29 protein-coding genes are annotated in these 26628 nt (G+C 31.0%); 10 read left to right on the forward strand and 19 right to left on the reverse strand.

The window, feature by feature from the left end; translation table 11 throughout:
- The first annotated feature begins 46 nt into the window (after positions 1 to 46).
- The gene (locus P9515_RS05445; RefSeq protein ID WP_011820434.1) at positions 47 to 1405 is read left to right on the forward strand and encodes a CobW family GTP-binding protein; all 1359 of its coding nucleotides are present in this window, start codon (positions 47 to 49) and stop codon (positions 1403 to 1405) included.
- Complete coding sequence (locus tag P9515_RS05450; RefSeq protein WP_011820435.1) at positions 1393 to 2466, forward strand: WD40 repeat domain-containing protein; 1074 nt, start codon at positions 1393 to 1395, stop codon at positions 2464 to 2466. The genes P9515_RS05445 and P9515_RS05450 overlap by 13 nt, the downstream gene beginning before the upstream one ends.
- Before the next feature lie 16 nt (positions 2467 to 2482).
- Here P9515_RS05450 and P9515_RS09750 read toward each other — a convergent pair whose 3' ends face one another.
- Positions 2483 to 2647, reverse strand: a complete 165-nt coding sequence (locus P9515_RS09750; RefSeq protein ID WP_011820436.1) for a hypothetical protein — start codon at positions 2645 to 2647, stop codon at positions 2483 to 2485.
- Between the two features lie 615 nt (positions 2648 to 3262).
- Between P9515_RS09750 and P9515_RS09755 the strand changes: the two genes are divergently transcribed.
- Together P9515_RS09755 and P9515_RS05455 are read left to right on the forward strand one after the other, a co-directional pair.
- Positions 3263 to 3412 carry a hypothetical protein gene (locus tag P9515_RS09755; RefSeq protein WP_187146016.1) on the forward strand — a complete coding sequence of 50 codons (150 nt, stop codon included), beginning with the start codon at positions 3263 to 3265 and terminating at the stop codon, positions 3410 to 3412.
- A 118-nt stretch (positions 3413 to 3530) separates the two neighbouring features.
- Positions 3531 to 3797, forward strand: coding sequence for a DNA gyrase (locus P9515_RS05455; protein WP_011820438.1), 267 nt, complete (start codon positions 3531 to 3533; stop codon positions 3795 to 3797).
- A gap of 8 nt (positions 3798 to 3805) precedes the next feature.
- On the opposite strand, the gene P9515_RS05460 is transcribed toward P9515_RS05455, so the two are convergent.
- Complete coding sequence (locus P9515_RS05460) at positions 3806 to 3979, reverse strand: hypothetical protein (RefSeq protein WP_225867077.1); 174 nt, start codon at positions 3977 to 3979, stop codon at positions 3806 to 3808.
- A gap of 514 nt (positions 3980 to 4493) precedes the next feature.
- On the opposite strand from P9515_RS05460, the gene P9515_RS05465 reads away from it, so the two are divergent.
- Positions 4494 to 5012: a pentapeptide repeat-containing protein gene (locus P9515_RS05465; protein WP_011820439.1), complete on the forward strand. Its 519-nt coding sequence runs from the start codon at positions 4494 to 4496 to the stop codon at positions 5010 to 5012.
- Positions 5013 to 5023: 11 nt separating this feature from the next.
- Here P9515_RS05465 and P9515_RS05470 read toward each other — a convergent pair whose 3' ends face one another.
- Together P9515_RS05470 and P9515_RS05480 are read right to left on the reverse strand one after the other, a co-directional pair.
- A complete protein-coding gene (locus P9515_RS05470) occupies positions 5024 to 5377 on the reverse strand; it encodes a hypothetical protein (protein WP_011820440.1) in 354 nt (117 codons plus the stop codon).
- 200 nt (positions 5378 to 5577) lie between these two features.
- Positions 5578 to 6447 (reverse strand): carbohydrate kinase family protein, encoded by an 870-nt coding sequence (locus P9515_RS05480; protein ID WP_011820442.1) that lies wholly within the window; start codon positions 6445 to 6447, stop codon positions 5578 to 5580.
- 41 nt (positions 6448 to 6488) lie between these two features.
- Here P9515_RS05480 and P9515_RS05485 point away from each other — a divergent pair, with 41 nt between their 5' ends.
- Positions 6489 to 6857, forward strand: a complete 369-nt coding sequence (locus P9515_RS05485; protein WP_011820443.1) for a DUF2834 domain-containing protein — start codon at positions 6489 to 6491, stop codon at positions 6855 to 6857.
- A 20-nt stretch (positions 6858 to 6877) separates the two neighbouring features.
- Here P9515_RS05485 and P9515_RS05490 read toward each other — a convergent pair whose 3' ends face one another.
- The gene (locus P9515_RS05490; RefSeq protein ID WP_011820444.1) at positions 6878 to 8104 is read right to left on the reverse strand and encodes an MFS transporter; all 1227 of its coding nucleotides are present in this window, start codon (positions 8102 to 8104) and stop codon (positions 6878 to 6880) included.
- 5 nt (positions 8105 to 8109) lie between these two features.
- Here P9515_RS05490 and P9515_RS05495 point away from each other — a divergent pair, with 5 nt between their 5' ends.
- A complete protein-coding gene (locus P9515_RS05495) occupies positions 8110 to 9672 on the forward strand; it encodes an alpha/beta hydrolase family protein (RefSeq protein ID WP_011820445.1) in 1563 nt (520 codons plus the stop codon).
- On the opposite strand, the gene P9515_RS05500 is transcribed toward P9515_RS05495, so the two are convergent.
- The 9 genes from P9515_RS05500 to P9515_RS05540 all read right to left on the reverse strand — a co-directional run bounded on the left by P9515_RS05500 (position 9669) and on the right by P9515_RS05540 (position 17524).
- Complete coding sequence (locus tag P9515_RS05500; RefSeq protein ID WP_041710727.1) at positions 9669 to 10691, reverse strand: ABC transporter permease; 1023 nt, start codon at positions 10689 to 10691, stop codon at positions 9669 to 9671. The genes P9515_RS05495 and P9515_RS05500 overlap by 4 nt on opposite strands.
- On the reverse strand, positions 10684 to 12255 hold the full coding sequence (locus P9515_RS05505) for an ABC transporter substrate-binding protein (protein ID WP_011820447.1): 1572 nt from the start codon (positions 12253 to 12255) through the stop codon (positions 10684 to 10686). The genes P9515_RS05500 and P9515_RS05505 overlap by 8 nt, the downstream gene beginning before the upstream one ends.
- Positions 12256 to 12278: 23 nt before the next feature.
- Positions 12279 to 12536, reverse strand: coding sequence for a hypothetical protein (locus tag P9515_RS05510; protein WP_011820448.1), 258 nt, complete (start codon positions 12534 to 12536; stop codon positions 12279 to 12281).
- 62 nt (positions 12537 to 12598) lie between these two features.
- Complete coding sequence (locus P9515_RS05515) at positions 12599 to 13900, reverse strand: homoserine dehydrogenase (protein WP_011820449.1); 1302 nt, start codon at positions 13898 to 13900, stop codon at positions 12599 to 12601.
- Positions 13901 to 13935: 35 nt separating this feature from the next.
- A complete protein-coding gene (locus P9515_RS05520; protein WP_011820450.1) occupies positions 13936 to 14361 on the reverse strand; it encodes a SufE family protein in 426 nt (141 codons plus the stop codon).
- Between the two features lie 37 nt (positions 14362 to 14398).
- Positions 14399 to 14956 carry a 5-formyltetrahydrofolate cyclo-ligase gene (locus tag P9515_RS05525; RefSeq protein ID WP_011820451.1) on the reverse strand — a complete coding sequence of 186 codons (558 nt, stop codon included), beginning with the start codon at positions 14954 to 14956 and terminating at the stop codon, positions 14399 to 14401.
- A gap of 9 nt (positions 14957 to 14965) precedes the next feature.
- Positions 14966 to 15439 (reverse strand): crossover junction endodeoxyribonuclease RuvC, encoded by a 474-nt coding sequence (gene ruvC, locus P9515_RS05530; RefSeq protein ID WP_011820452.1) that lies wholly within the window; start codon positions 15437 to 15439, stop codon positions 14966 to 14968.
- A 4-nt stretch (positions 15440 to 15443) separates the two neighbouring features.
- On the reverse strand, positions 15444 to 16532 hold the full coding sequence (gene bchI, locus P9515_RS05535; protein WP_011820453.1) for a magnesium chelatase ATPase subunit I: 1089 nt from the start codon (positions 16530 to 16532) through the stop codon (positions 15444 to 15446).
- 248 nt (positions 16533 to 16780) lie between these two features.
- Positions 16781 to 17524 carry an RNA methyltransferase gene (locus P9515_RS05540; protein ID WP_080513412.1) on the reverse strand — a complete coding sequence of 248 codons (744 nt, stop codon included), beginning with the start codon at positions 17522 to 17524 and terminating at the stop codon, positions 16781 to 16783.
- Positions 17525 to 17966: 442 nt separating this feature from the next.
- Between P9515_RS05540 and petG the strand changes: the two genes are divergently transcribed.
- Entirely contained in the window at positions 17967 to 18086 is a 120-nt protein-coding gene (gene petG, locus P9515_RS05545; protein WP_011820455.1) for a cytochrome b6-f complex subunit V, read from the forward strand.
- Here the strand turns inward: petG and rsmD are convergent.
- From rsmD to P9515_RS05565, 4 genes are all read right to left on the reverse strand, one after another.
- Positions 18072 to 18659 carry a 16S rRNA (guanine(966)-N(2))-methyltransferase RsmD gene (gene rsmD / locus P9515_RS05550; protein WP_011820456.1) on the reverse strand — a complete coding sequence of 196 codons (588 nt, stop codon included), beginning with the start codon at positions 18657 to 18659 and terminating at the stop codon, positions 18072 to 18074. The two genes, petG and rsmD, sit on opposite strands and share 15 nt — an antisense overlap.
- Positions 18660 to 18672: 13 nt before the next feature.
- A complete protein-coding gene (hisH, locus tag P9515_RS05555; protein ID WP_011820457.1) occupies positions 18673 to 19290 on the reverse strand; it encodes an imidazole glycerol phosphate synthase subunit HisH in 618 nt (205 codons plus the stop codon).
- A gap of 9 nt (positions 19291 to 19299) precedes the next feature.
- Positions 19300 to 19623 (reverse strand): thioredoxin, encoded by a 324-nt coding sequence (gene trxA, locus P9515_RS05560; RefSeq protein WP_011820458.1) that lies wholly within the window; start codon positions 19621 to 19623, stop codon positions 19300 to 19302.
- Positions 19624 to 19831: 208 nt separating this feature from the next.
- On the reverse strand, positions 19832 to 20995 hold the full coding sequence (locus tag P9515_RS05565; protein ID WP_041710729.1) for a GuaB3 family IMP dehydrogenase-related protein: 1164 nt from the start codon (positions 20993 to 20995) through the stop codon (positions 19832 to 19834).
- Positions 20996 to 21173: 178 nt separating this feature from the next.
- Here P9515_RS05565 and gyrA point away from each other — a divergent pair, with 178 nt between their 5' ends.
- Both gyrA and crtL read left to right on the forward strand, forming a co-directional pair.
- Complete coding sequence (gene gyrA, locus P9515_RS05570) at positions 21174 to 23765, forward strand: DNA gyrase subunit A (RefSeq protein WP_011820460.1); 2592 nt, start codon at positions 21174 to 21176, stop codon at positions 23763 to 23765.
- Positions 23766 to 23790: 25 nt separating this feature from the next.
- Entirely contained in the window at positions 23791 to 25002 is a 1212-nt protein-coding gene (crtL, locus tag P9515_RS05575; protein WP_011820461.1) for a lycopene beta cyclase, read from the forward strand.
- Positions 25003 to 25008: 6 nt separating this feature from the next.
- Here the strand turns inward: crtL and P9515_RS05580 are convergent, their stop codons facing one another.
- Positions 25009 to 26592, reverse strand: coding sequence for a glycoside hydrolase family 57 protein (locus P9515_RS05580; RefSeq protein WP_011820462.1), 1584 nt, complete (start codon positions 26590 to 26592; stop codon positions 25009 to 25011).
- Positions 26593 to 26628: the final 36 nt, after the last annotated feature.

The raw sequence follows: 26628 nt of genomic DNA on the forward strand, positions 1-26628 counted from the left end.
ATTAACATATATTTGTTAGTCATCAATCAAGAAAACTATTAAAAAGATGAGTATTAACGAAAGAGTTCCCGTTACAATCCTTACAGGATTCTTAGGTTCAGGTAAGACAACTCTCCTAAATAGAATTTTAAGCGAAGAACATGGTAAGCGAATAGCCGTTATTGAGAACGAATATGGAGAAGTTGGAATTGACCAAGGATTGGTAATAAACGCCGATGAAGAAGTATTTGAAATGTCTAATGGTTGCATTTGTTGTACTGTTCGAGGAGATCTTATTAGAGTCCTTGGTAATTTGATGAAAAGAAGGGATAAGTTTGACTATGTTTTAGTTGAAACCACTGGATTAGCAGACCCAGGTCCCGTTGCTCAAACATTTTTTATGGATGAAGAAATCAGTTCTGAATTTATACTTGATGGAATTGTTACTTTAGTTGATGCAGCTCATATTGATCAACAACTTGGACGAAGTGATGAGAGTTCTGAACAAGTTGCATTTGCAGATGTCCTAGTTCTTAATAAAACTGATTTAGTCTCAGATGAAGCTCTTAATAGCCTTGAATCAAGATTAAGGGACATGAATCGAATGACTCGTATTATTCGAGCGGAGAATGCACAGGTACCTATTAATACAGTCTTAAATCTTAGTGCCTTCGATCTTGATCAAATTCTAAAGCGTAGACCAACTTTTTTAGAACCTGAATATCCTTTTGAATGGTCAGGAGTTTATGATGTTGAGTCTGGAAAATATGAATTAACACTTGAAGATGGGCCTGATCCTGAAATGTCATTAGTAGCTTTTGCTAATCAAGGAGTCAGTGAGCAAGAATTAAAAGAGGGTGCTGAAGCTTCTGTAAGACTTTATGCTGAAAAAGCTAAAAACCTAGAGCCTGGAAATACCATTCCATATGATGAGCATGTAAGTCTCAAATTAGAAGAGAAAGGTACTAAATCTTTTATTTTGGTAGTAGAAAGATCTTCAAAAGTTGGTTTGTTTACACAACATACTGCTGAAGAATTTGAAATGAAAGTACTAAAAGTAGATGACAAAAAAAACATAAGGGAAATTCCTTTAAAAAAAGAGAGGAACTGGGTAGCAGAGCATGAACATGATGACGAAGTTGGATCAATCGCAATAGAACGTTTTGGAGATGTTGATCCTGAAAAGTTAAATACATGGATGGGAAGACTTCTTTCTGAGAAAGGGGTTGATATATTCAGGACAAAAGGTTTTATAAGTTATTCTGGTAATCCACGCCGAATAGTCTTTCAAGGAGTTCATATGTTATTTACTGCTCAGCCAGATAAAGAATGGGGTAATGAACCTCGTAGAAATCAACTTGTATTTATTGGCAGAAATCTTAATGAAAAAGAGATGCAGGAGGGATTTGATAAGTGCCTGATATAGAACCGTTTAACCCTAGAGGGATGTTTCATGAGGGCTGGTCTGCTGAAGTTGAAGATTATGCAATAGTTTGTGGTTGGGCTTTAGGAGGAAAACTTTTTATTGTCGGAGATGTAGCCGGAGGAGTTTACGGGTTCGAGGGGGATACAGGTAAAATTGTTTGGGAAAAGAATGAAGCCCATTCAGGAGGTCTTCTTGCAATGTCTATTCATCCAAATGGAAATATTTTTGCGACTTCAGGACAAGATGGAATAGTTCGAATATGTAATTGTAATAATGGTGAGAAAATTAAGGACATTAAACTTGGCAAATGTTGGGTAGAGCATCTAAGTTGGTCAAATGATGGCTCATTTTTAGCTGCAGCCTTTTCCAAAAAAGTGTATGTACTTAATCAGGAGGGTAATGAAAATTGGGTTTCAGAGGAACATCCAAGCACAGTAAGTGCAATATCATGGTCAAATAAAAATGAATTAGCAACTGCCTGTTATGGTCAAGTAACTTTCTTTGATGTAGCTAATAATAAAACCAATCAAAAACTTAAATGGCAAGGATCCTTGGTGTCGATGAAGTTAAGCCCCGATGGAGATATTGTTGCATGCGGAAGTCAAGATAATTCTGTACACTTCTGGCGAAGATCAACTGGACAAGATGCTGAAATGACCGGTTATCCAGCAAAGCCTTCTCACCTCTCTTTTGATGAAACAGGCATGCTATTAGCAACTAGTGGAAGCGAAAGAATTACTGTATGGAGTTTTTCAGGGAATGGCCCTCAAGGTACGATCCCGGGAGAATTATGTCATCATACAGAACCAGTTTCTAGCCTAGCTTTTTCTAACAAAGGTTTGCTAGTTGCTTCAGGATCAAGAGATGGTTCAGTCGTAGCTAGTTTTCTTAAAAAAGACGGGAATGGGGATCCTGTTGGAGCTGCTTTTGCCGGTGATTTAGTTGGAGATATTGCGTGGAGACCCGATGACTGCGCTTTAGCCGCAGTTAATGCAAAGGGTGTTGTAACAGTTTGGAATTTCAAAGTCCGTACGACTTCCATTTCAAAGGGGTTCAAGTAATTACAAGCTAATAGCTTTACCAATAATTAGCTTTTAAATGTCTCTCCATACAAATCACTTCGCAATCATTATCAATACCTTTTGGATGAATATCGCAATATGAAAGACATTGTAAATATTCATCTATGGGATCATGAATATCAATATTATTTTGTTTATTTTGAATTTTTGAATTAGTCATAAAGAGATACTCCTTAATTCATTTATGGTCAACATAAACGAAGGTAATAAAAAATGAAATAAGCAAAATTTCCTAGAATTTAAAGATAAAATATTTAAAATTTAAAAACAAAAATAAACAAATTTATTTGCACTATCGGACATTTTCGATTAAAAATCAATGCGTATAAAAACGGATTGTTTTTTTTTATATTTTTAATTAATTTGAGATTGTTGAGTTTTAGGAGGTCTTTCAAAATGATCGATAGCCTGCCTGCAATTTCGGAATAATTCCGAACTGATTTAATTAACTGCTCCAATTATTTTTTATTAATGTCTGAACTTACTTCTTCAGCATCGTATAGGTGCCCTATAAGAAAAAAGTTCAATACTAGTTTCTTTGCCCCAGTTAAGAACAATTAGTTTTTTAAAGGTATTCAGACTGAAGAATAATTAACAACAAGGATCAATGATTTAGGCTTGTTGTTAAATTTAATAGATAAAATATTTAAGAGAATAAAAAGAGAGCTTTTAAAAGCTCTCTTTTTATTTTTGCCAAAACAAAAATCTTTGGCATTATTAAATCATTTTAGCTATTAATTGTAATAAGTAACTTTTTATAAATATGTATAAAATAATGTCAAAAAAACTTAGATATTTTTCTAACTTTTTGGCTAGCATAATTAATGAAACAGAATACAAAAAAGTTTTAAAGAAATTAAAGAAAAAAGATATTGTGGCAGATGTAGACGATCAAAGATATCACCATTTCTCTTGTTATAAATGAGTTTAAATTTTTAAAAGATCACTGCATCACTAATTAATTACATCTTTCAGTCCCAAACCATGTTATAAATTTAATTTTTTATATTTCTAATACTAAAAAAATAATTTTCTTTAAATTAATGCATAATTATTATTGTCCTTATTGTAATCCCAAATATCAATTTCATAAGAAAACAACATCTGGAGAATTAATATGTGGTTTATGTGGGGACCCTCTGAAAAAAAAACCATTTATTAAAATCACTAAAATAATAGCTATTCTCGCATCCTTGACCTTAGTTCTACCTTTAATTTATTCGTTTATAATTTTAATTAAAAATCAGATTAATGCTCCTAGGAGAAATTATCAAGCCTATGGGAGTTTAATCAAGACAATATCAAAATAATGTATTTATCAACCTCTACATAGTGATTTATTTAAACAAGAATCGTTATCCGAAAAATGATTTTTATTACTAATAATATTTAATTCTTTTTCCACAGTTAGGAAATCAACTGATTCTATACAATGATCCTTACAATCACCATTAAATGAATCGTGAGACTGTAAAAATTGAGTATTTGACATGAAGATAAAAAATATTAAATTCAAAGTTTGTTTTATTATTAATTTCATTTTCTGTAAAAATTTTATTAATCCTTCATAAATAATATCAACTAATTCATAACTCAAATATCAAAGAAAAGAGGAAATAGTAATAATTACTAAATCCTAGGCCCTTTTAATAAATTCCAATAGGCTATTTAAATTATGACGGGGAATATTCTTTCTTTAAAATTGGATTAGAATTATGCCAACTACACTTGATAATTCACAGAAAACCCTTTCATAGATGTATTTCCAAGGAGAATGGTTCTGTTTTTTTTATTTAGCGATAAGAGATACGAAAGGAACCATCGATACTGAATTAAAATTTCCCAATAGTAAATATAATCAAAAAGTCGGCTATTGCTGAACTACTTCCCAACCTAAATTTTAATTTTATAGTGTTAAATAACTTTAAAAACTTTATTCAAATTTTAAAATCAATTTAAATCAATATCTTATTGATATAAGATAAAAGTAATGTAAAAAACTCAATATGAAATTAATTAGGTTCTTAAAATATTTTTTATGTATATCTTTTGCTTTTTTGATTATTTCTTCTCCTGTTTTTGCTGGAGCAAATGTCGCCACAAAAGGAGAGGGAGATGAAGTTCCTAGTTATGTAAGATCTAACATAACTGGTTTTGATTTTCATGGAGAGGATCTTCATTTATCCTCAATAGCAGGGGCAGTAGCAAGAGATGCTGACTTTAGCGATGTTGATCTTCATGGAACAACATTAACTTTATCTGATTTAAAAGGTTCTAATCTCAATGGAATTGATCTGACTGACACTCTGGCAGATAGGGTTAATTTCCAAAAAACAGATTTAAGAAATTCAATTTTAATAAATATGATAGCTTCTGGTAGTAGCTTTGCTGGTGCTCAAATAGAAGGAGCAGATTTTTCTTACGCAATTCTTGATAGCGAAGATCAGAGGAATCTTTGTAAAATTGCTGAGGGAGTTAACCCTACCACAGGAGTCTCTACAAGGGACAGTCTTGAATGTAGTTAATAATCTCTAAATTAGATAAATTTTTTCTTCCCATTAATATATTTGAAGATTTTTTGATCTTTGTCTATAAATATAATTTCACCATTTAATTTTGACTTCTTAAATTTTGAAAGTCTTGCTCTATGAATATTTAATTTTCTATTTATGTTATCTTCATTTTCATAAAGACCAATTCTAATATTAATATCTGGATCTGAACACGTTTTTTCATCATCTCTTGTAAAAATTTTCTCAATATTAGATTCTTTACTAAGTAGTTTCTTTTTAAATTTAAATAAATTATTATTCTTATTTTTTCTAAAGAATTTAATTTTAATAATCAGAAAAATTAAAGCTAAACCAAGGAGAATAAATTGTATATTCATTTGATTTTAATCTTAAAATCAAATCCCAAGTTGCTTTTATTAGTCAATATTTCTTTTTTAAAAATACCATAGGTGAAAAGTCCACTTAAAGTTTTTAAAGATTCAAAAATCAAAGAAGAGATTAACAAAAATATAATAATAATTGAATCAATAAGAGATAAACCTTTGTTGTTTAAAAAATTTTTCATAAAATCACCTTATTAAATTTTAATATCATATTTATAAGGTCCAAAATGTTCACTACAGCTTTTACCCATTATTTTAGCAAGATTTAAACTTTCTTCTATGTTCCATCCTGATGATAATCCATAAAGGATACCAGCGGCGAAAGAATCTCCACATCCATATGAATCAACCTTATTCTTTTTATTTTCAATAGCTTTATATCTACCTCCTGGGAATACTATCCCACCATTCTCTCCTTCCGTTTTAATAATATATTTTGGATTTAATTTTAATTCATTTAGAGAAAAAACTTCTCCCGGATCAAGATTACTTCCAATTAATCCGTCTAAAAATATACCAGAGTCATTAATAATATCTAAACCTGCTCTCGGAGTAGTACACAACGATTTCACAATCCTAGATTTTTTAAATATTTCCTTATCAGCTGCTGTAATAAAAATCCCATCCATTTCATCAAGAATACTCCAATTTAAATTATCTTTATGCGTTGGAGCTAATCTATCGCCAATAATAGTAATAGATCTTTCGCCTTCAGAGTCAATAACACTAAAACCTTTTCTTGTTGGTTTATCACGCCATGCAACATGTAATTTAATACCATTATTTTCTAAAATGTTTAAACATTGATTGCCATAAAAATCATCTCCTAAAGATGTAAAAAAATGAACTTCGCTCTTGGTTAGTTCACGAAGTCTTTTAGCAATTACTGCACCTCCACCCGCAGGATATTCTAGAGATTTTCTTGAATGAGAGATTAAACCTGGCTTAGGCAGTTGATCAACTTCGATAAAATTTATCCATTCTATATGACCAATAACAGCAAACTTTAAGTTCCCTTTTGGAAATTGATAATCTCTAAATAAATTATTTTTTGTTTCAAACATAATTCACTGAATACTATTATTATGATAAATATCAATTGCATATGAATTCATTAAACATTTTAAAAGATAATAAAAAAGTACTTTCTTATATTTATCTTTGTCTATCAATACTTGGGGCAATACTTCCTATGATGGCAAATTTTGATTTTGCTATGGAATATGGCAATAGTTTTGACATCAAGAACTTTATTTCATTGGCAAATGCTAATCCTGCAGCTCAGTCGATTTCTAGAGATTTATTCGTCGGTGCTAGTGCAGTTTTTATTTGGATAGTAAATGAATCTCAAAAATTGAAAATAAAAAATATGTGGATTGTTTATATAGGAACTTTTTTAATAGCATTCGCCTTCTCTGCTCCCTTTTTCTTATTTCTTAGAGAGAGAAGAATCATGGAAATAGAAAATAATTAATATTATATTTCGAATGTTTTTTAAAATAATTTCTTAAATATTATTGCGAACATTAAAAAACAGACGAATGAAATAGCGGCCCAAATTATAGAGGCATAACCAAAAAGATCTAAAATCCCTCCAGAAATTAAAGGTCCAAAGAAATAGCCCATAGCAAAACATTGTGATAGAAGTGCAAGTGCATAACCTTTTTTATTTGAAGGGGCTATGCTAAAAACAACATCGGTTGATGTTGGAAGAAAAGAAGAGGTGCCTAAACCCACAAGAATAATTGCAATAAATATAAAATAAAAAGCCGAAATATTTAAATAACTAGATATAAATAATAAAAGTGAAGCAAAAGCAAAGTTGATCAAGCTAAATTTCAACCCAAACAATTTTCCTTTTTTGGATATCCATGAACCAATTGGCCATTGTATGATTAATAGTAGAATTAATTGAAAAGAAATTATAAAGCTAATTAATTGTTCATTTATAGCCTCTCTATAAATACCGCCCTTAACTAGATCAAGAGGAAGTGTAACCTGAATTAAAGCAAGAGATGTAGTAATTAAAACCAAAGATGAAACTATTATGATTGTATTTTTATTCCACCTTTCTTGATTTAATTTAATTAGATCTAAAGCTTTTTTTTGAGATTTTTCTAAAGTAATTTTTATAGAAGCTTTATTTCTTAAAACCAATAAAATAATCGTGATCATACAAAAAATATCATTAATAAAAATAGATTTGAGATATATAAAACCATTCATAAATCCACCAATAAATACTCCTAGAAATATCCCCAAAGCCTCAGAACTTCTTACTAGAGCATAAGCTTTTCTAGTATCAATATTTTGACAAAAATATGGGACTACAAACTCAGCTGTTGGCCAATATATACCTGCAGCTGCACCAATAAAAGCTTGCCCAATGATATAAAAATAAGCATCTTTTGAAATAATTAGAAAAATTCCTGCAGCAATACTTGTTAATGAAGAAATAACAAAGGGATAATGAACTTTATATGTTTTATTTAAGAAATTACCTGTAATGATTCTTGTTAAAGTACCTATAATCGCTGATATCGTAAAACCTAGGCCAATTTCAGTTGCTGACAACCCAATATTATTAAAAATAAGGGATGTTAAATAAATAACTCCTCCTGCTCCAAATGAAGCAAAAAATCTTATTTTAGTAATTAACCTTAAATGAAAAGGAAGTTTATTCCACCAAAGTTTATTAATTAGAAATTTATTCGAGACCAAAACAATTGAAATTGATTTTTGTACTATTTTTAAGTTTTTTTAGTCTTTATTCAGCTAATAATTTAAAAGCCGCTGAAAAGATAAATATTAAGTTTGAAGAAATGTCAATCCCTTTAACTATGGATCAATTATCAAACTTAGAAACTTTTAAGAATGATTCTACAGAAGTAATAGATTGGTTGAAAGAAAATGGATTTTCAAGAATATTTGAGTTATCCAAATTTTTAAAATTCCCCGTTTTTAAAGAAGAAAGTTTAAACAGACAGGTTTTAAGAAGCTGGGTAGGAAGAAAGATTCTTACAGAATTAAGTAATACAATATTAGTTCCAAATGACAAATATGGTATTAAGATTTTTAATACTATAGAAAGTCTGTTGGAATCAAAACAGGAAGTTTCAACTTTAGATATCCTAAAGGCCCTACCTTCAGAAGAAATTACATTAGATATTGATAATTTAATTACAATAATTTCTTCTTGGAAAAAAGAATTAGCAAAGCAACAAAATCTAATAATAAAATTAAATTCATTAGAGAAAACTAACAACTTTTTTCAGAAAAAAAAAGAAACCAAATATGATCAAAGCCTTATAAAAATCAAAAAGAAAATTTATACGAATCATCGAGTTGATCCTTTAAATATAGAAATATGGAAACCTAGCAATGAAATAGTTGAAAAAGATTTAATAATATTTATGCCCGGTCTTGGAGGGGATATTAATAATTTTAGGTGGATAGGGTTCGAATTAAGTCGACTAGGATGGCCTGTATTATTTATAGATCATAAAGGAAGTAATTCTGAGGCTATTTCAGACGTTCTCCAAGGTAGTGATGCAGTTCCAAGTAGTGTTGATTTATTCTCCTATCGTATGAAAGATTTAGATGCAGTAATTAAAGATCATAATAATGGAGTTTTTGGATTAGCCAATAATTCCTATATTTTAATGGGACATTCACTAGGGGCTTTGATAGCATTTTTATATGAAGGTGATTTACCTAAAGATGGATTCTTAAAAAGATGTGATTTTGCTTTAAAAGATTTAGCATTAACAAATTTATCAAAACTATTTCAATGCCAATTAAACGAAATCCCATTACCTCAAATTGATAATCTAAGGAAGGCAAATGCCATAATAGGATTTAATTCATTCGGCAGCATAATCTGGCCAAAAGAAAAAGATTCTGGAATCGAAATTCCAATATTACTTATTGGAGGAACCTTCGATCTTATTACTCCTTTAATTAGTGAGCAATTCAAGTTATTTCTATCTACAACTAATAATCCATTAAATAGATTTTTAATTATTGAGGGTGCAAGTCATTTTTCTCCAATTAGGATTAATTATAAGGATACAGAATTTATTGAAAGTAATGATATTTTTAAAATTAATCAATCTTTTATTGGATCAAATCCTAATTCTGTTCAAAATTTATCTTTAAAAGTCATTGTTGAATTCCTAGAAAATATTAAAAAGAATGAAAGTATTAAAGTCATGAAAAACCTTTCTGAAAGTAATCTTGATTTTCATATTTTAGATAGAAAGACCATAAAAGAAATCATCAAAAATTAGTATTCAATACGAGGATCTAATAATGCAATAAAAATATCTACCAAAAGATTTAAAGAAACTATTAGGAAAGAGGTAACAATTACGATTCCTTGAACGACAGTATAATCCCTTTGGGTGATGGCTTCATATAATCTTAAAGCTATCCCTGGCCATGAAAAAGTGACTTCAAAGAGAAGCGCTCCTCCTGCTAAAGAAGCTATGGTTAAGCCAGCAATAGTAACAATAGGCAAAAGTGAATTAGGCAAAGCATGATTAAATACAATTTTTCTTCTTGTAATTCCTCTGGTTAAAGCGGCTTTTACATAATCGCTTTTTATAGTCTTGTCTAGATTTATCCTTAAAGATCTACTAAAAATACCACTCAAAAGAAACCCAAGTGTTAACGAGGGGAGTGCAAGATGATATATGCTATCTCTTAAATAGACAATATTATTATCAATTAGACTATCTAGAATTAAAAAGCCTGTAATGTTAGGTTGGCTATGAATTATAGGAAACCTCCCGCCAATTGGAAAAATTCTTAAATATACAGATAATATTAATTGAACTATCATTGCCCCCCAGAAAGGAGGTATTGCATATGAAGCAATTCCAATCAATCTAGCTATGTAATCTCCTTTTTTACCTTTATATTTAATACTCAAAAATCCCAAAGGAAATCCTATTAGGATTGCAAAAAATATTGAAAAGATACCTAATTCAAGACTTGCTGGTAATGACTTAAGGATAATATTAAAAACCGGCTCTTGAGTACTTAAGGATTCTCCAAAGTTTAAGTGCAAAATATTATTAATGAAAGTTAGATATTGATTTAAAAGAGATTCATTTAACCCTAATTTGGATCGAAGAAGTTCTCTTGAAGCTTCATTTGCTCCTGATCCAAGAATTGCATCAACTGGGTCACCGGGAGCAACTCTCAACAAAATAAAAACTAATGTAGATATAAGCCATAACATTAAAGGGATCAAAGAAATCTTTAATAAAGAATAATTTAAAATTTTATTGAAATCTCTACTCATTAATAAATTTAAGATCGCTAATTGAAATAATTCCTGCCCCATTAAAAATAGGTTTTGATACTTTATTTTGAGACCAAGCTTTTTGAGATGAAATCCATATAGGAATATAAGGTATTGATTCTGAAGCTATTTTCTCTATTTCAATTAACTTGGCTAATCTTTCATCTCCATTTAATTTTTCACTCTCAAGAAATAAATCATCTACAATCCTCGATCCCCAAAAACTTCCGCTATAAACTGATTCTCCTTTTTTACATTTTTCACCATCTAACTCACTACAACTTAGAAGAGGTGTAAGGTATGCCTCAGGATCAGAATAAGCTCCTGTCCAATCAAGAATGACCGCTGTGTAAAGACCTAGATTAAGATTTTTATAAATTGTTGTTGACTCTACCCCGTTTAGTTGGATACTAATACATTCATTCAATATATTTTTGATTTCCTCTTGCCAAGAAAGAGCAATAAGTCTATCAGCAGGCACATTAGATCGGAAAGTAAGAGGTAATTCTAAAATGTTTCCATTACAGAAACCTTCTTTTTGTAATAAATTTTTCGCTTCTACAGGATTATATTCTGGCCATAATTCCTGCTTATTTTTTTTTAAAATGGGAGGAACAATCGATCTTAATGGTTCCCTCAAACCATAACTAACTTTATCGCTAATTAATTTTCTATTTAGACTTTTAGCAATCGCTAACCTTACATTAAGGTTATTTAACGGATAAGAATTTGTTCTAAGACTAATGAAGCTTATTTCTGTAGCAGGACTATTTCCTTCTTTAATTTCATTCTTTTTGCTTAAAGAATTTAAATTATTTCTTTGACTATCATCAATTGAATTTGATAATAGAACATCAATTTGTTTACTTTTTAAAGCTCCGAAAAGAGAAGAAGAATTGGAATATCCTATAAAATTCACACCCTCATTATTAGGTTTATTACCCCAATGATTTAAATTTGGATCAATTATTTGAACTTCATTTGAAAATCTCTTAAGTATATATTTACCAGTTCCAACAAATTGATCATTTAAAAATTTATCAGAATAATCCTTATAAAAAGTCGGGGAAATAGGTGTTAAATATACAGCTGTAAGTAATCCATTAATAGAACTAGATGGTTTGGTTAAATTAATGACAACCTTGTATTCGCTTGGTGTTTCTATTGATTGTATTTTATTCCCCAAAATATAATTCATTGTTCCAATTCTTTTAAATCTGTCAAAAGAAAATTTTAGAGCATTTGAATTAAATAAAGTTCCATCATGAAAAAGAACATTTCTTCTAAGATTAATTGTTATTTTTAATTTATCTTTTGAAAAAATTGGCATTCCTGATGCTAATTCAGGGATTAATTCTCCCTTAGAATTTAATTCATATAAAGTATCTCCAAGAGAACTTAATAGTTGAATTGACTTAAGAGTACTAGCCCTTGCAGGATCTAAAGACTCTATTTTTCCTGAACTCGCAATTGTAATTCTTTTGGGTCTACTATCTGGAACGCAAGAAAACTGTGATAAGGAAATAAAGAAAAGGAAAGTGGTTACTAAAAAATTATTTTGCATTTTATTTAAAATTTCAATAATTATTATTCAATAAAACTTCTAGTACAAAAGGTCAATATTGTAATTTGATTAATTTCCAAAGAAAAGGGTCTTTTAACTTCTAAAGAGAAAGGCCACTCTCTTATCCAACAAACTTTACTCTTTTGATTGATTCCAATAACCTGAAAGGTCTTTTGACTATTTTTAATTTTCACGCACGCCCCTTTATAGAGGTTTTTTCGAATCTCATCAGGATTAAGTTTATTATTACTTTTACTATCTATTAAATTTGAATAAAACATTACTAAAGTAAATTTACTTACTTCGGTTTAACAAGCTAAAGAGGGATTTGCAAATATTTTCTTCAAATACAACTTAATTGGCTGGCAATTAATTCAACTTCAGGAAGGGCTCTTATCCCCTCCTTTGATTTTTCAAAGTTACCATTTGACACTTCATGAGTGATAACAACTATTTCAGCTTTATTCTCACTTGCATCTAGTTGAACTATTGATTCTATTGAGACATCATTCTTCCCAAATAAATCTCCGATCTTACCAATTACACCAGGAGAATCTAAACAAATAATTCTGAGATAATTCTTTTTTGATATTTGATTGAAATCTATTATGTGACAGTCTCTCCAAAAATTAAAAGATAATAATGGATCTTTTGTAGGTAAATTTTTTGATAATGAAGCCTGAAGATTTAATATATCAGAAACTACAGAAGCTGCCGTTGGACCACTGCCCGCACCTGGGCCGTATAACATTATTTCTCCAAGTGGATATGACTCTATAAGAATGGCATTATTTACACCGTCAACCTTTGCTAAAGGATGATATTTAGGAATTAAAGAGGGTCCTACCCAAATATTTAAGGAAAGAGAATTTTTGTTATTGATAGTATTTCTCTCTGAGAAGGCTAAGAGTTTTATTTCAAAACCAAGTTTATTTGCATATTCAATATCTTTAATATTTATTTGATTAATGCCTTCCGTACTAATTGAATCTCTATTAATTCTTCCTCCAAATGCCAGTTCAGAAAGAATTGAAATCTTATCAGCTGCATCATGACCTTCAACATCAGCAGTTGGATCAAATTCTGCAAACCCTAGTTTTTGAGCTAGTTTTAATGTTTCCTCATAATCAGCTTTTTCATTTGTCATTTTTGAAAGAATAAAATTTGTTGTGCCGTTTATTATCCCAACTATTTTATTTATTTGATTACTTTTAAGAGATCTTTTTAAAGGTTCAATTATTGGGATCCCTCCGCAAACTGCTGCTTCTGTTAAAACATAAACCCCATACTTTGCAGCCGTAGCATATATTTCACTCCCATATCTTGCGATGACTGCTTTGTTCGCTGTAACTACAGATTTTCGAGCTTTTAGAGATTTTAAAATAATATCTTTGGCCATATCCGTACCTCCCATTACTTCTACAATTACGTCAATATTAGAGTCGTTAATTAATTTATTAGGATCATCTATTAATAGATTATTTTCTAATTCAATATTTCTATTTTTATTAATATTTTTAACAGCTATTCCAACAATTTCTATATCTTTTAAAATAGGATGAACATCATTTCTCGATTTCAAAATTCTATAAATACCAGTCCCTACAGTTCCAAAACCTATAATACCAATTTTACATTTTCCCATTTTTTAAATTTTAATATAGGTTCAATTTTATAATATTATTCCGACAAAAAATCATTTGCCTGAGACTGCATTTTTAAAAGTATATTTAAAAATCCATTTGATCTTGAGGGAGTTAAGCTCGCTTTAAGACCTGTGTCTTCTATAAATTTGTTGTTTATATTTACAACTTCTTTTGGCGTCAACTCGTTCATCCCACAAATAAGAAACGCTAGTAAACCTTTTGTTATCAATGCATCAGAATAACCTTCCCAATAAAGCTTACCATCTTGAAAAGTGGCTTTAACAAATACTTCAGAAACACATCCTTGTACTTTATTTTCTTGAATTAAGATATTACTATTTGGAACTTTCAATTTTTTTCCTAGCCATAAAATATATTCGTATTTTCTTTTAGGATCCTTTGAATTCTTAAGCTTCTCAACTTGCTTAAATAAATTAATATAAATTTGTTTATTTTCCATACTTACATAAATCTAGTAATTATAAATTAATTCCACATTAGACTAATATCTCTTTTTCTGTAATAAAGCCAGATAGGGGGATATCCCAATCCGCTTTAGTTAATAAATCATTACTGACACAATTAGAAGTTAATACTCCAATACATGGAATAGTTCTCCAATTCTCATCTTCTCTAAATCTATCAAAATATCCACCTCCATATCCTAGTCTTGTCAACTTTTTATCGACTGAAAGACAAGGTACAAATATTAAACTTATATTTTTATAACTTAATTTGAAAGAAGGATCAGGAGAGGGTATTCCCTCATTATCTTTAGTCAATTGTTCATTATTCCATGAACAAAAGCAGAGTTCTTTATTTTTTTCACATCTAGGCAAGGCTACGGAATATTTATTATTAAGATTTCTTATATCAACTTCATTTTTAAGAGGCCAATATATCCCAATATGATCAATTATCATCTCTTGCTTAACTAAGGACTCAAGATATAAGTCCACATTAATTGCTACATTTCTTCTATCAATAGAAGAACTTTTTATCATTAAATTCTTAAAATTTCTCCTCTCAAAGTTCTTTTTTTCAGAGTAGATCATAATTTAAATCTAATTTATTCCAGCTTCATTTAATTTTGTTAGAGCTATAGCCAGTGCATCTGCGGAGTCATCAGGTTTTGGTGCATAATTCAAATTTAAGTTAAACATAACAGCTTCAATAACTTCTTTCTTTGATGCTTTACCTGATCCTGCAATAGTAAGTTTGACCTGAGAAGGTGCATACTCGCTAACTTGAATATTTTTGGAAGCCAATACCATCATAATTACACCTCTTGCCTGAACGACACTAATGGTTGTACTCGATTTGTAAAAGAAAAACTTCTCGACCGCTGCAATATCTGGTTTCCATTGATTTATTAATGTATTAAGATCATTAAAAATTTCATAAAGTCTATCTTCTTCTTTTTTATTTTTATCAGTTTCAATTACGCCACAATCAAGAAATTTTTTCTTTTCATTTTGTATTTCAATAATTCCATATCCAACTCTTCCTAATCCAGGATCAATGCCAATAATCCTCACTTAATTATTCTTCTGATGACAATTGAAATTTAGAAAGGTTATCTTTTTCGTTAAAGTCAAAGACTTTACAGAATGCTTGAATAACCCTTTCACCAGAATCTACTTGCTCTAATGGATCTTTTCTTAATCGATGCCTTAAAGAACAAGTAATTACTCTAGCAATATCCTCTTCTTGTACTTCAGTTCTTCCCTCAAAGGCAGCTATTGCCCTAGCAGATCGATTAGTGACAATATCTCCTCTTAGTCCGTCAACATCAAGTTCTCCACATATAGCTGATATATTTAATCTGAGATCATCATCCAATTTAACTGAATTAAGTATTTCCTGAGCTTTGATAACTTTTTGCTGAAGATCATCCTGTTGCCTCTCAACACTTATTGAAAATTCATCAGGATTATCATCAAAAGAAGTTCTTTGATCCACAACTTTAACCCTTAATTCTGCGTCTCTTACTGTTTTAACCTCAACGCTCATACCAAATCTATCTAATAACTGAGGCCTCAGTTCTCCTTCTTCTGGGTTACCAGAGCCAATCAGTACAAATCTTGCAGGATGCCTCACTGAGACGCCTTCCCTCTCAACAGTATTCCATCCAGAAGCTGCTGAATCTAAAAGAACATCGACCAAATGATCATCTAGTAAATTAACTTCGTCTACGTATAATAGTCCTCTATTAGCTTTTGCTAATAACCCTGGTTCAAAAGCTTTAATACCTTCGCTTAAAGCCTTTTCAATATCAATAGTTCCACATAATCTGTCTTCGGTTGCGCCCAATGGCAAATCTACCATTGGTACTTGTTTTTTGTCTTTCTCTAAACTCTCTCCTTGAATAATTCTCTCTAAAACTTCTTTACTTTGTAAATCAGGATCAACAAGAGAACTATTATAAGGATCATCTTTAACAACATCTATTGCAGGTAACAAGTCTGCAAGAGCTCTAATAGTAGTTGATTTACCAGTTCCTCTATCACCCATAATCATTACTCCACCAATTCTTGGATCTATAACATTTAATAAAAGAGCTAATTTCATTTCTTCTTGACCAATTACTGCCGTAAAAGGAAAAACTCTTCTTTTCTTTGTAGTGCTCACAGCTGTAGTTTTACTTTATGTACGTATGATCAGTCGATGATACTTCAGAAAATGTTATTAGTAAATATCAAAATCAAATTGAACATTTTTATCAATCTAGAGCTTTTTGAAATATAAAATCATTTCTGATTCTAAATTAATTTTTATAAATTCTAATTTTTTAAACTGAATATATACTTTTTAAAATAAATTCAGCCATAAAATCAAGAACAAATATTTGCTTGAATTTTTATCTAACAAAGTTAATTTCAATTGCCTTTTGAATTATTTAAGAACCATTTGATTTGACGAACAATTCCTCTTAAGACATTTATCTCATGACTAGATGTTTTCGCTTTTAAAATAAATTTTTTAAACTTACTTATTTTTGAAAAGGATGTATGTTCTAAAAGATAACCGGTCCTAATAAGTATTTCTTCTAAATCTTTAAATGATTCGTAAATTTGCTTTGATGATGCAAGGTTAAAAACTTTTAAATCTTTCTGAGGAGTATTTTTTGAACATTTGTTTAATTCATACAAAATTATTGCAACCGCGTGAGAAAGGTTTAAAGAGGGATAGTCTTGGGAAGTTTTTATGTTAAAAATCTTGTGAGCAAAAAGTAATTCACTATTAGTTAAACCTCTATCTTCTCTTCCAAATAAAATAGCCAAATTATTAATAACCTTAAAAGATGAAATCCATTTAGAAATCACCTCAGGATTTTCACACTCAATATCATTACTTAAATCAATCCTTCCACAAGTAGCAAGAACTAAATCACAATCAAATATTGCTTGTTCAATACTATTAAAAACTCTACAATTATTTATATATTTTTGACCCTTTAAGGCCATTTTTTTTGCTTCCAAAGAAAAAATATCACATTTAGGTGAAACAATCCTTAATTCATTCACATCAAAATTAGAACATAGTCTAGCGATACTGCCAATATTTATTGGCCCATTTGGTTCAACCAAAACAACCTTCAAGTTAACAACATTTTTCTTCAAAATTTATTTTTTTGCTATGTGGAGATGTTCTAAATTTGGAAATATTTTGAGGAACAGTTTCAAACTTTAGCATTGGGAGAGTGAAAGCCTTAATAACATGTTTTATAATTTATATATCACTTAAACGCTAAGTTATTGAATGTAAGTCTGTTTAAACTAAACCTATCTCTGTTTTATACCATATAATTTCACACAATTTATTTTGAAGATTGTTTACGGCCTTAACTGAATGGCTAAGTTAAACAGTTTTTAAAAAATATACGAATTCTACTCTTTTTGATTTAAATCAAATAAATCGCCAAATATTAATCAAATCGCAAAAATCATAAATCTGTGTTTCCCGAATTTAATTATTAAATCTTCTTCTGCTGCAGATGATGAAGATTTTGACACAAAAAATCGTAGCTGTGTAAGAATTGAGAAATAAGAAAAATGCAAGAAAATGATTGAACCTCTTTTATGTGGAATAGTTTTAGGATTAGTTCCAATAACACTTCTAGGATTATTTGTAAGCGCATGGAATCAATATAGAAGAGGGTCAGGTTTGTTAGATATGGATTAAAAAAGTCAATTTTGATTGACCATAAGTTCTAACATCATAAATCTCCCATAAAATATTCTTCTTTATCTCCAAATCTAATGAATGTTCGCAGATAACTATCGTATCTTTTCTTATAAAGTTGCAATTAAATATTTGATTTAAAACCAGTTCATGATAATCAGCTCTATAAGGGGGATCTAAATATATAAAGTCAAATTTTATTTTATTTAAATTATTCTTAGTAGAATAATTTTTGGAGGCACTGGGTTTTGTCCAAATCAATACATCTTTGCAAATAACCTCAATATCATTTTTTCTATTATCCATATTTTGCAATGAATATAAATTCTTTAAACATATTTTTGAGAGATTTTTATTTTTTTCAACTGCAATTATTTTTTTTGCACCATGATTATATGCCTCACAGGATATTGATCCTGTCCCACTAAATAAATCCAACCAATTAGAATTTTCAACTGTATTTTTCAAAATATTAAAAATAGCTTCTCTAACCATTAAAGTAGTTGGCCTAGATTCATTAGTATTTGGGCTCTCAAGCTTTCTTCCTCCAATTAACCTTAAATTTGATTTCATATATCACATAGAATTATTGAATATTTTTAAGCCATCTACGTAAAAGTTTTTCTCCTGTTTTTCCTGACTTTTCAGGATGAAACTGACAAGCAAGTAAATTATCTTGTTCAATTATTGCAGTTAATTTTTCAGAACCATAACTTACATTTGCAGCTATTACATCAGTATTTGAAGGAACAGCATGATAAGAATGAACAAAATATACCCAATTATTTAATTCTTCATTTCTTAATAAGCTATTTTTTCTTGTTGGAAGAAGTTCACACCATCCAACATGAGGAATTCTTTGATTAGGTAATTGAGGAATTTTTTTTATTTGGCCTTTAACTATGCCAAGTCCATTTATTGAGCCTTCATCACTTGATTCAAAAAGCAATTGTAATCCAAGACAAATTCCTAAAAATGATTTTCCACTATTAATCCAGCTTTTAATATCAATTATTAAATCAGTATTAATTAGATTATTTATTGCCGGATCGAATGAACCAACCCCAGGTAGTATTAAAGCCTTACAATCTTTTGTTTGGTGCTTATTTTTAATTAAAAGTATTTCTTCTTCAAGATTTTCTAAGGCTTTCGTCACGGAATGAATGTTACCCATTCCGTAATCTATAAGTCCTATTTTAGACAATTCTTTAATTTATAAGTGCTTAGACAAGGTACTTGAAAGAGTCGCTTTTGGAACAGCTCCAACGACAGTATCAACCTTTTGACCACCTTTAAATATCATTAAGGTCGGAATACTTCTTATTCCATATTGACTTGCAACATTTGGATTCTCATCTGTATTCAACTTAAATACCTTGATTTTACCTTCAAAGTCTTTTGAAATTTCCTCAACAACAGGGGCGACCATCCTGCAAGGACCACACCATGGAGCCCAAAAATCAACTAGGACTGGCAGATCACTTTGCAAAACTTCTTTGTCAAATGAAGAATCAGTTACGGCGGGAGCTGATGACATAATTTAGATATTCCTTTTAGAAAATTTAGCAGGCTATTCTTTTAAGTGATGATTTCATTACAGATAAACACATTTAAGTAACAAAATGTCTTAAAAAAAGCCCGATAAATCGGGCGATTTAGTGTGTGAGGAGTATGGGGTTTCCCCCATAATTTAATGATAACTCCTAATGAGAAATTTTTTATATTTTAGGAGATAAGATTTTATATTATTTACCCATTCCAAGCTGTTGAGCTTTTTGATATACTTTTCCCTCTGTTAAAAGAGATGGCGCAATTACAATATCAACATTTTGCATCTCTTTGATATTTTTAGCTCCAAGAGTACTCATTGATGTCCTAATAGCTCCAAGTAAATTGTGTGTCCCATCATCAAGTATTGCGGGTCCTTTTAATATTCTCTCTAAGGAACCTGTAGAGCCGACTTCAATTCTTGTACCTCTAGGTAATATAGGACTTGGTGTGGCCATACCCCAATGAAATCCATTGCCCGGAGCACTTGTTGATTTAGCTATTGGAGAACCAATCATAACTGCGTCAGCACCACAGGCGATGCATTTGCAAATGTCACCACCAGTAACAATTCCTCCATCAGCAATTATGGGGACATAACGACCAGTTTCTTGAAAATAATCATCTCTTGCTGAACTACAATCAGAGATTGCTGTTGCTTGGGGGATTCCTATTCCCAATACTCCTCTCGAAGTGCAAGCTGCTCCTGGGCCGATTCCCACCATAAGACCTGCAACACCTGATTTCATAAGAAGTTCTGCAACTTCATAAGTTACACAATTACCTGCAACAACTGGTACTTTTAAAGATTGACATAAGCTTTTGATATTTAATGTCTCATTCCCCTCCATACCTAAATGTTCGGTTGAAACTACAGTACCTTGAAGAAAGAATAAATCTATTTTCGACTTCACAAGTGTTTCTTTAAATTTGATAGCTGCTTGCGGTGTTCCACTTAATGCTGCTATTCCATCTTTTTCTTTAATTTCGTTAATTCTTTGCAAAATAAGTTCTTGCTTGATGGGTTCTTTATATATTTCTTGCATCAAAGGTACGAATTCATTTTTTCCTACGGAGGAGATTTGACTTAGTATTTCCTTTGGATTTTCATACCTAGTTTGTATACCTTCCATGTTGAGAACACCAATAGCTCCTAATTTAGAGAGATCTACAGCTGTATTCACATCAACAACACTATCCATTGCACTGGCGATAATTGGAATATCTCTTTCAATATTTCCAATTGACCAAGAAGGATTTGTTAATTCGTAATCTAGGGTTCTTGTTCCTGGCACTAATGCAATTTCATCAATGCCGTAAGCCCTTCTAACTTTTTTGTTTAAGCCAATTTCAATATTCACGGTTTTTTTAATTATTCTGATTAAGTTAACAACTAAAGGTGTAATAAGCCAATAATTTCTTAAAAACAAAAGAGTTTTTTTATAATTTTGTAGAAATATGAGTATTTGAAAATTAATTATTAGCATTATTTTATTCATTCTGACAATGAGGGATTATTATTAAATAAAGGTTTTTAATATGTCCGATATTGTTGATTCTGGTGATTCTAGTTTGAGTGAAAATAACGAGCGAATCATTCAAACAGACTTGAGGAATGAAATGTCACGATCATACTTAGAGTATGCAATGAGCGTCATTGTTGGTCGTGCTCTTCCTGATGCAAGAGATGGGCTAAAGCCAGTTCACAGAAGGATTCTTTACGCAATGTATGAGCTTGGATTGACAAGCGGTAGGCCTTATAGAAAATGTGCAAGGGTTGTAGGAGAAGTTTTAGGTAAGTATCATCCTCACGGAGACACTGCTGTTTACGATGCATTAGTACGAATGGCACAAGATTTCTCGATGAGAATGCCACTCATTGATGGCCATGGAAATTTCGGCTCAGTAGATAATGATCCTCCCGCTGCGATGAGATATACAGAGTCACGTCTTCAATCCCTAACAGATGAAAGTTTACTTGAGGATATTGAATCTGAAACAGTTGATTTTTCCGATAATTTTGATGGATCACAACAAGAACCAACAGTTTTGCCAGCTAGAATACCCCAACTCCTTTTAAATGGATCATCAGGTATTGCGGTAGGAATGGCCACTAATATTCCTCCTCATAATTTAGGAGAATTAATTAATGGTCTTAAATCGATAATCAAAAATCCTTTAATGGAAGACAAAGAACTTTTTGAATTAATTAAAGGTCCTGATTTTCCAACTGGCGGACAGATCTTAGGCAGAGATGGAATTAAAGAGACTTTCAAGTCTGGGAGAGGATCTATAACCATGAGAGGGGTAGCAGATATTGAACAAATAAAATCCCCAGGAAGAGCAGAAAAAGACGCTGTGATAATAACTGAACTTCCATTTCAAACTAACAAAGCAGCTTTAATAGAGAGAATTGCAGATTTAGTAAATGACAAAAAATTAGAGGGTATTTCTGACATTAGAGATGAAAGTGACAGGGACGGGATGAGAATTGTAATAGAACTAAAGAGAGATGCCTATCCTCAAGTTGTCTTAAATAATTTATTTAAGTTAACACCTCTACAAAACAACTTTAGTGCAAATATTTTAGCTCTTGTCAACGGAGAACCTACAACTCTTTCTCTAAGAAAAATGTTGGATGTATTTCTTGATTTTAGAATTGTAACGATTAAAAGAAGAACAACATTCTTATTGAAAAAAGCAGAGGAAAGAGATCACATTATAAAAGGACTTCTTTTAGCGCTAGAAGCCATGGATAACATTATAAATTTAATAAGATCTGCAAAAGATACAACTTCTGCGAGAGAACAATTACAAAAAGATCATGAATTATCTGTTATTCAGGCAGATGCTATTTTACAAATGCAATTAAGAAGATTAACCGCTTTAGAGGCAGATAAAATCAAATCAGAGCATGATGAACTTACCCGGAAAATTACAGACTATAAAAATATATTGCAGGATAAAGACCGCATTAATGAAATAATTCTTGAAGAGTTGAGTAAAATAGATGAAAGATTTTCATCCCCAAGGAAAACTGAGATTCTTAATTTAGGGGGTGGTTTAGATGATATTGACCTTATAGCTAACGAGAGATCAGTTGTTTTACTAACTTCAGCCGGTTATTTAAAAAGAATGCCAGTTAGTGAATTCGAATCTACCAGCAGAGGTTCAAGAGGTAAAGCCGGAACAAAAAATCAAGAAGATGATGAAGTTAATTTATTTATAAGCTGTAATGATCATGACACTCTTTTACTTTTCAGTGATCGAGGGGTAGCTTATGCACTTCCAGCATATCGAGTCCCTATGAGTAGCAGAACAGCCAAAGGTACTCCTTCTGTTCAACTACTTCCAATCCCAAGAGAAGAACAAATCACTTCTATTGTTTCAGTAGAGTCTTTTGACAATGATCGTTATTTATTAATGCTTACTAAAGCTGGATTTATTAAAAGAACTCCATTATCAGCTTTTTCAAAAATACGTTCAAATGGTTTAATAGCAATTAACCTAGAAGAGGGAGATGCCTTAACTTGGGTCAGATTATCAAAAGAAGGCGATAGTGTATTAATTGGATCAAGCAAAGGAATGACGATTCATTTCAGGTTAGATAATAATGAATTAAGGCCTCTTGGCAGAACTGCGAGAGGTGTTAAATCTATGAACTTAAAGGATGGAGATAAACTTGTATCCATGGATGTTTTAACTTCTGATCTAGTTGACCAATTAGCAAGTCTTGAGAATGAAAATGACGAAGATATTGAAAGCAATTCATCAAAGGGGCCATGGGTTTTAGTAGCTAGTGCTTTTGGTCTAGGGAAGAGGGTCCCAGTAGCTCAATTTAGATTGCAAAAAAGAGCGGGAATGGGTTTAAGAGCAATAAAATTCAGAATTAAAGATGATTCACTCGTAGGACTTAAGGTTCTTGGAGAAGGTGAAGAATTAATTTTTGTCACCGAGAGAGGAGTTATCGTAAGAACAAATGCCGATAAAATTTCGCAACAATCAAGAGCTGCTACAGGAGTAAGATTACAACGGCTAGACGATGGTGATCATTTATCTGAAGTTGTGTTAGTTCCACATGAGCAAATCGATGATTCAGATCAATTAATGACTAAAGAAGAAGAGCTCTAACAAAGTAGGAGATTAAACCGTTCCCATGGAAATACTTGATATTTTAATTTTAGGTTCTGGACCTGCAGCATTATGTTTAGCCTCAGAATTAGCTAAACAAAATCTTAATATAATGGGAATATCAACAAAATCTCCTTATGAAAAGTGGGAAAATACCTACGGGATTTGGGCCTCTGAATTAGAAGAATTAGGTTTAGATTCTTTGTTATCTCATAGATGGTCAAAAACTTTGAGCTACTTTGGAGATGGATTGAATAAGAAAGGGAATAATCCAACAAAACATTTTTATGATTATGGATTAATAAATCAGGAAGCTTTTCAGAATGAACTTTTAAAATCCTGCAAAGATATTCAATGGTTGAATGAAACTGCAAAATTAATAAAATCAGAAAATAAACATTCTGAAGTAATTTGTTTTTCTGGATTAACACTAAAGGCAAGATTAGTAATTGATGCCAGTGGACACAATAGTAAATTTATTAAAAGGCCACTTTTAAAAGAAGTCGCCCAGCAAGCTGCTTATGGGATAGTAGGGAAATTCTCTTCTCCTCCTGTAAATAAAGACCAATTTGTTTTGATGGATTTTCGTTCTGACCACTTAAATAATGAAGAGTTGTTAGAGTCTCCCTCTTTTCTTTATGCAATGGATCTTGGAAGTGAAACTTATTTTGTTGAGGAGACATCACTGGCTAGTTATCCTGCTTTATCTCAGGATCATCTAAAAAAAAGACTTTTAAGTAGGTTAAATAATAAAGGTGTAAAAATAGAAGAGATTTTCCATGAAGAAATTTGCTTATTCCCTATGAATTTGCCCTTACCATATAAAAACCAATCAGTTCTTGGTTTTGGAGGTTCAGCAAGTATGGTTCATCCTGCTTCGGGATATATGATTGGATCATTATTAAGAAGAGCTCCATTTCTTGCCAAAAAATTAGCAATCTTTCTGAAAGAACCACAATATAGTTCAAGAGAATTGGCGACAAGAGGTTGGTCAGTCTTATGGCCATATGAATTAACTCAAAGACATAAACTTTATCAATATGGATTAAGGAGATTGATGAGCTTTGATGAGAGTAGATTAAGAAGTTTCTTTTCTAATTTCTTCAAATTATCAACAAAAGAATGGGTAGGTTTTCTTACCAATACTCTTCCGTTACCAAAACTAATTTATGTAATGAGTAAAATGTTTATTAATTCACCTTTAAAAGTTAAGCTTGGGATGTTGAAGATCAAATAAGTTTTTTCACAATTGCCAATCTTCAATTCTTATCTCAGGAAATATATTGTCTTCTTCTTCAATATCTTCAATAAATTTGAAGTCAACAATAGATCTTTTTTCTAACATATCAATTAATTTCCAGAATCTGAAAAGATGCCTATCAATCCTTTCTTTGGCGAGTTCAGTCGTTGTTCCTGCTCTTAAGATAAAACTCCAATCAGAAGATTCAGAAAGAAGTAACTCTCTTGCTGCTTGTTTTAATAATCTTATAGAAAAAGCATCATTAAAGTTTCTGGAAGATAATTCAACAAAAACAGAACCTGCTTTAGTGATTTTTGGCACTATCCATGCATTTTTATCATTAAGCCAATAATTGTGATACCCCCCCTGTCCCCAACTTGATGGAGAGGGATCACAAATTTGAATATTAGGTTTATTAAGAAGAATTTCCTTTAGATTTGTAAGCTTAATTGAATATTTTATAGATTTTCTAAGAATATTTTCAATAAATCTTGGTCCTTCATACCACCAATGTCCAAATAATTCAGCATCAAATGGAGCTATCAACAATGGATCAAATGATGATGATAAGGAAAGGTTCTTCAATTGTTTAGATCTTGATAAAAGATATTGATCAGAATGTTCTTCAATTTTTTTTATAGCTTCATCTTCTTTATAAAATTCTTTTTTGCCTAATGAGGCTTCATTGTTTGTAATCCTATAAAATTTTAATCCTAAAGGCCTGCTTGTTGTAATGCCTTTTTTTTGTAGTTCTGTGGAAGACAATTCCCAACCTAAGTCTTTATGATATTCTCTATAAACAGGGTCACCGGGGAATCCTTCTCTTGAAGACCACACTGGCAATGTTGATTCACTATCTCTACCAAAAAAAGCGACACCTTTCTTTGAACAAATAGGCGCATAAACTCCATACCTTGGCCTTGGAGATCCATTTAAAATACCATGACCATCTAAAACTGCATATCTTATCCCGCAATTACATAAAATCTCATCTAAATTCTCATAATAAGCGCACTCAGGTAACCAAATTCCTAAGGGTCTTGCTCCAAAAATAAGTTCATGATTTCTGATCGCAGTTTTTATTTGACCTAATACTGTCTCAGGGTTTTCTCTAAGAATTGGTAAATATCCATGAGTAGCTGCACATGTAAGGATATCTAAGTTACCAGTTATAAATAAATTTTTAAATCTCTCTACTAAATCTCCATTGCACTCTTCCCAATATAAATAATTGTTTTTTATATTCCTCATAAGAAATTCAGAGGCAGCTTGTTCTTCATGAGGCAAATCACTCAGAAATTCTATTCTTGTTTTAATCCATGACGAGAATTTTTTTTGAATTTGTTTATTTTTTAAAAGAGATAATAAGGTCGGAGATAAACTGAGAGTTAATTTTGTATTACAAGCATCTTGCTTTTTACTAGATTCCATGACTTTAAGCAATGGAATATAACATTCAAGGATTGCTTGGAATAACCAATCCTCTTCTAAGGAATTCTTTTCATTTTTCCTGACATACGGAAGATGAGCATGTAAAACTATTGCCAGTCTGCCTAAGTAATTTTTATTAGGGGAAGGCCCATTCATACTTTTTTATGACTTTAAAATATAAAAATTCACCTA

Origin of the sequence: Prochlorococcus marinus str. MIT 9515 (assembly GCF_000015665.1) — a bacterium.
GTDB classification, from domain to species: Bacteria; Cyanobacteriota; Cyanobacteriia; order PCC-6307; family Cyanobiaceae; genus Prochlorococcus_A; species Prochlorococcus_A marinus_P.

Excerpts from the sequence above, each read along its gene's own strand:
- P9515_RS05445 (WP_011820434.1), top strand. The coding sequence starts at position 47 with ATGAGTATTAACGAAAGAGTTCCCGTTACAATCCTTACAGGATTCTTA.
- P9515_RS09750 (WP_011820436.1), bottom strand. The coding sequence starts at position 2,647 with ATGACTAATTCAAAAATTCAAAATAAACAAAATAATATTGATATTCAT.
- P9515_RS09755 (WP_187146016.1), top strand. The coding sequence starts at position 3,263 with ATGTCAAAAAAACTTAGATATTTTTCTAACTTTTTGGCTAGCATAATT.
- P9515_RS05455 (WP_011820438.1), top strand. The coding sequence starts at position 3,531 with ATGCATAATTATTATTGTCCTTATTGTAATCCCAAATATCAATTTCAT.
- P9515_RS05460 (WP_225867077.1), bottom strand. The coding sequence starts at position 3,979 with ATGTCAAATACTCAATTTTTACAGTCTCACGATTCATTTAATGGTGAT.
- P9515_RS05465 (WP_011820439.1), top strand. The coding sequence starts at position 4,494 with ATGAAATTAATTAGGTTCTTAAAATATTTTTTATGTATATCTTTTGCT.
- P9515_RS05470 (WP_011820440.1), bottom strand. The coding sequence starts at position 5,377 with ATGAATATACAATTTATTCTCCTTGGTTTAGCTTTAATTTTTCTGATT.
- P9515_RS05480 (WP_011820442.1), bottom strand. The coding sequence starts at position 6,447 with ATGTTTGAAACAAAAAATAATTTATTTAGAGATTATCAATTTCCAAAA.
- P9515_RS05485 (WP_011820443.1), top strand. The coding sequence starts at position 6,489 with ATGAATTCATTAAACATTTTAAAAGATAATAAAAAAGTACTTTCTTAT.
- P9515_RS05500 (WP_041710727.1), bottom strand. The coding sequence starts at position 10,691 with ATGAGTAGAGATTTCAATAAAATTTTAAATTATTCTTTATTAAAGATT.
- P9515_RS05505 (WP_011820447.1), bottom strand. The coding sequence starts at position 12,255 with ATGCAAAATAATTTTTTAGTAACCACTTTCCTTTTCTTTATTTCCTTA.
- P9515_RS05510 (WP_011820448.1), bottom strand. The coding sequence starts at position 12,536 with ATGTTTTATTCAAATTTAATAGATAGTAAAAGTAATAATAAACTTAAT.
- P9515_RS05515 (WP_011820449.1), bottom strand. The coding sequence starts at position 13,900 with ATGGGAAAATGTAAAATTGGTATTATAGGTTTTGGAACTGTAGGGACT.
- P9515_RS05520 (WP_011820450.1), bottom strand. The coding sequence starts at position 14,361 with ATGGAAAATAAACAAATTTATATTAATTTATTTAAGCAAGTTGAGAAG.
- P9515_RS05525 (WP_011820451.1), bottom strand. The coding sequence starts at position 14,956 with ATGATCTACTCTGAAAAAAAGAACTTTGAGAGGAGAAATTTTAAGAAT.
- petG (WP_011820455.1), top strand. The coding sequence starts at position 17,967 with ATGATTGAACCTCTTTTATGTGGAATAGTTTTAGGATTAGTTCCAATA.
- rsmD (WP_011820456.1), bottom strand. The coding sequence starts at position 18,659 with ATGAAATCAAATTTAAGGTTAATTGGAGGAAGAAAGCTTGAGAGCCCA.
- trxA (WP_011820458.1), bottom strand. The coding sequence starts at position 19,623 with ATGTCATCAGCTCCCGCCGTAACTGATTCTTCATTTGACAAAGAAGTT.
- gyrA (WP_011820460.1), top strand. The coding sequence starts at position 21,174 with ATGTCCGATATTGTTGATTCTGGTGATTCTAGTTTGAGTGAAAATAAC.
- crtL (WP_011820461.1), top strand. The coding sequence starts at position 23,791 with ATGGAAATACTTGATATTTTAATTTTAGGTTCTGGACCTGCAGCATTA.
- P9515_RS05580 (WP_011820462.1), bottom strand. The coding sequence starts at position 26,592 with ATGAATGGGCCTTCCCCTAATAAAAATTACTTAGGCAGACTGGCAATA.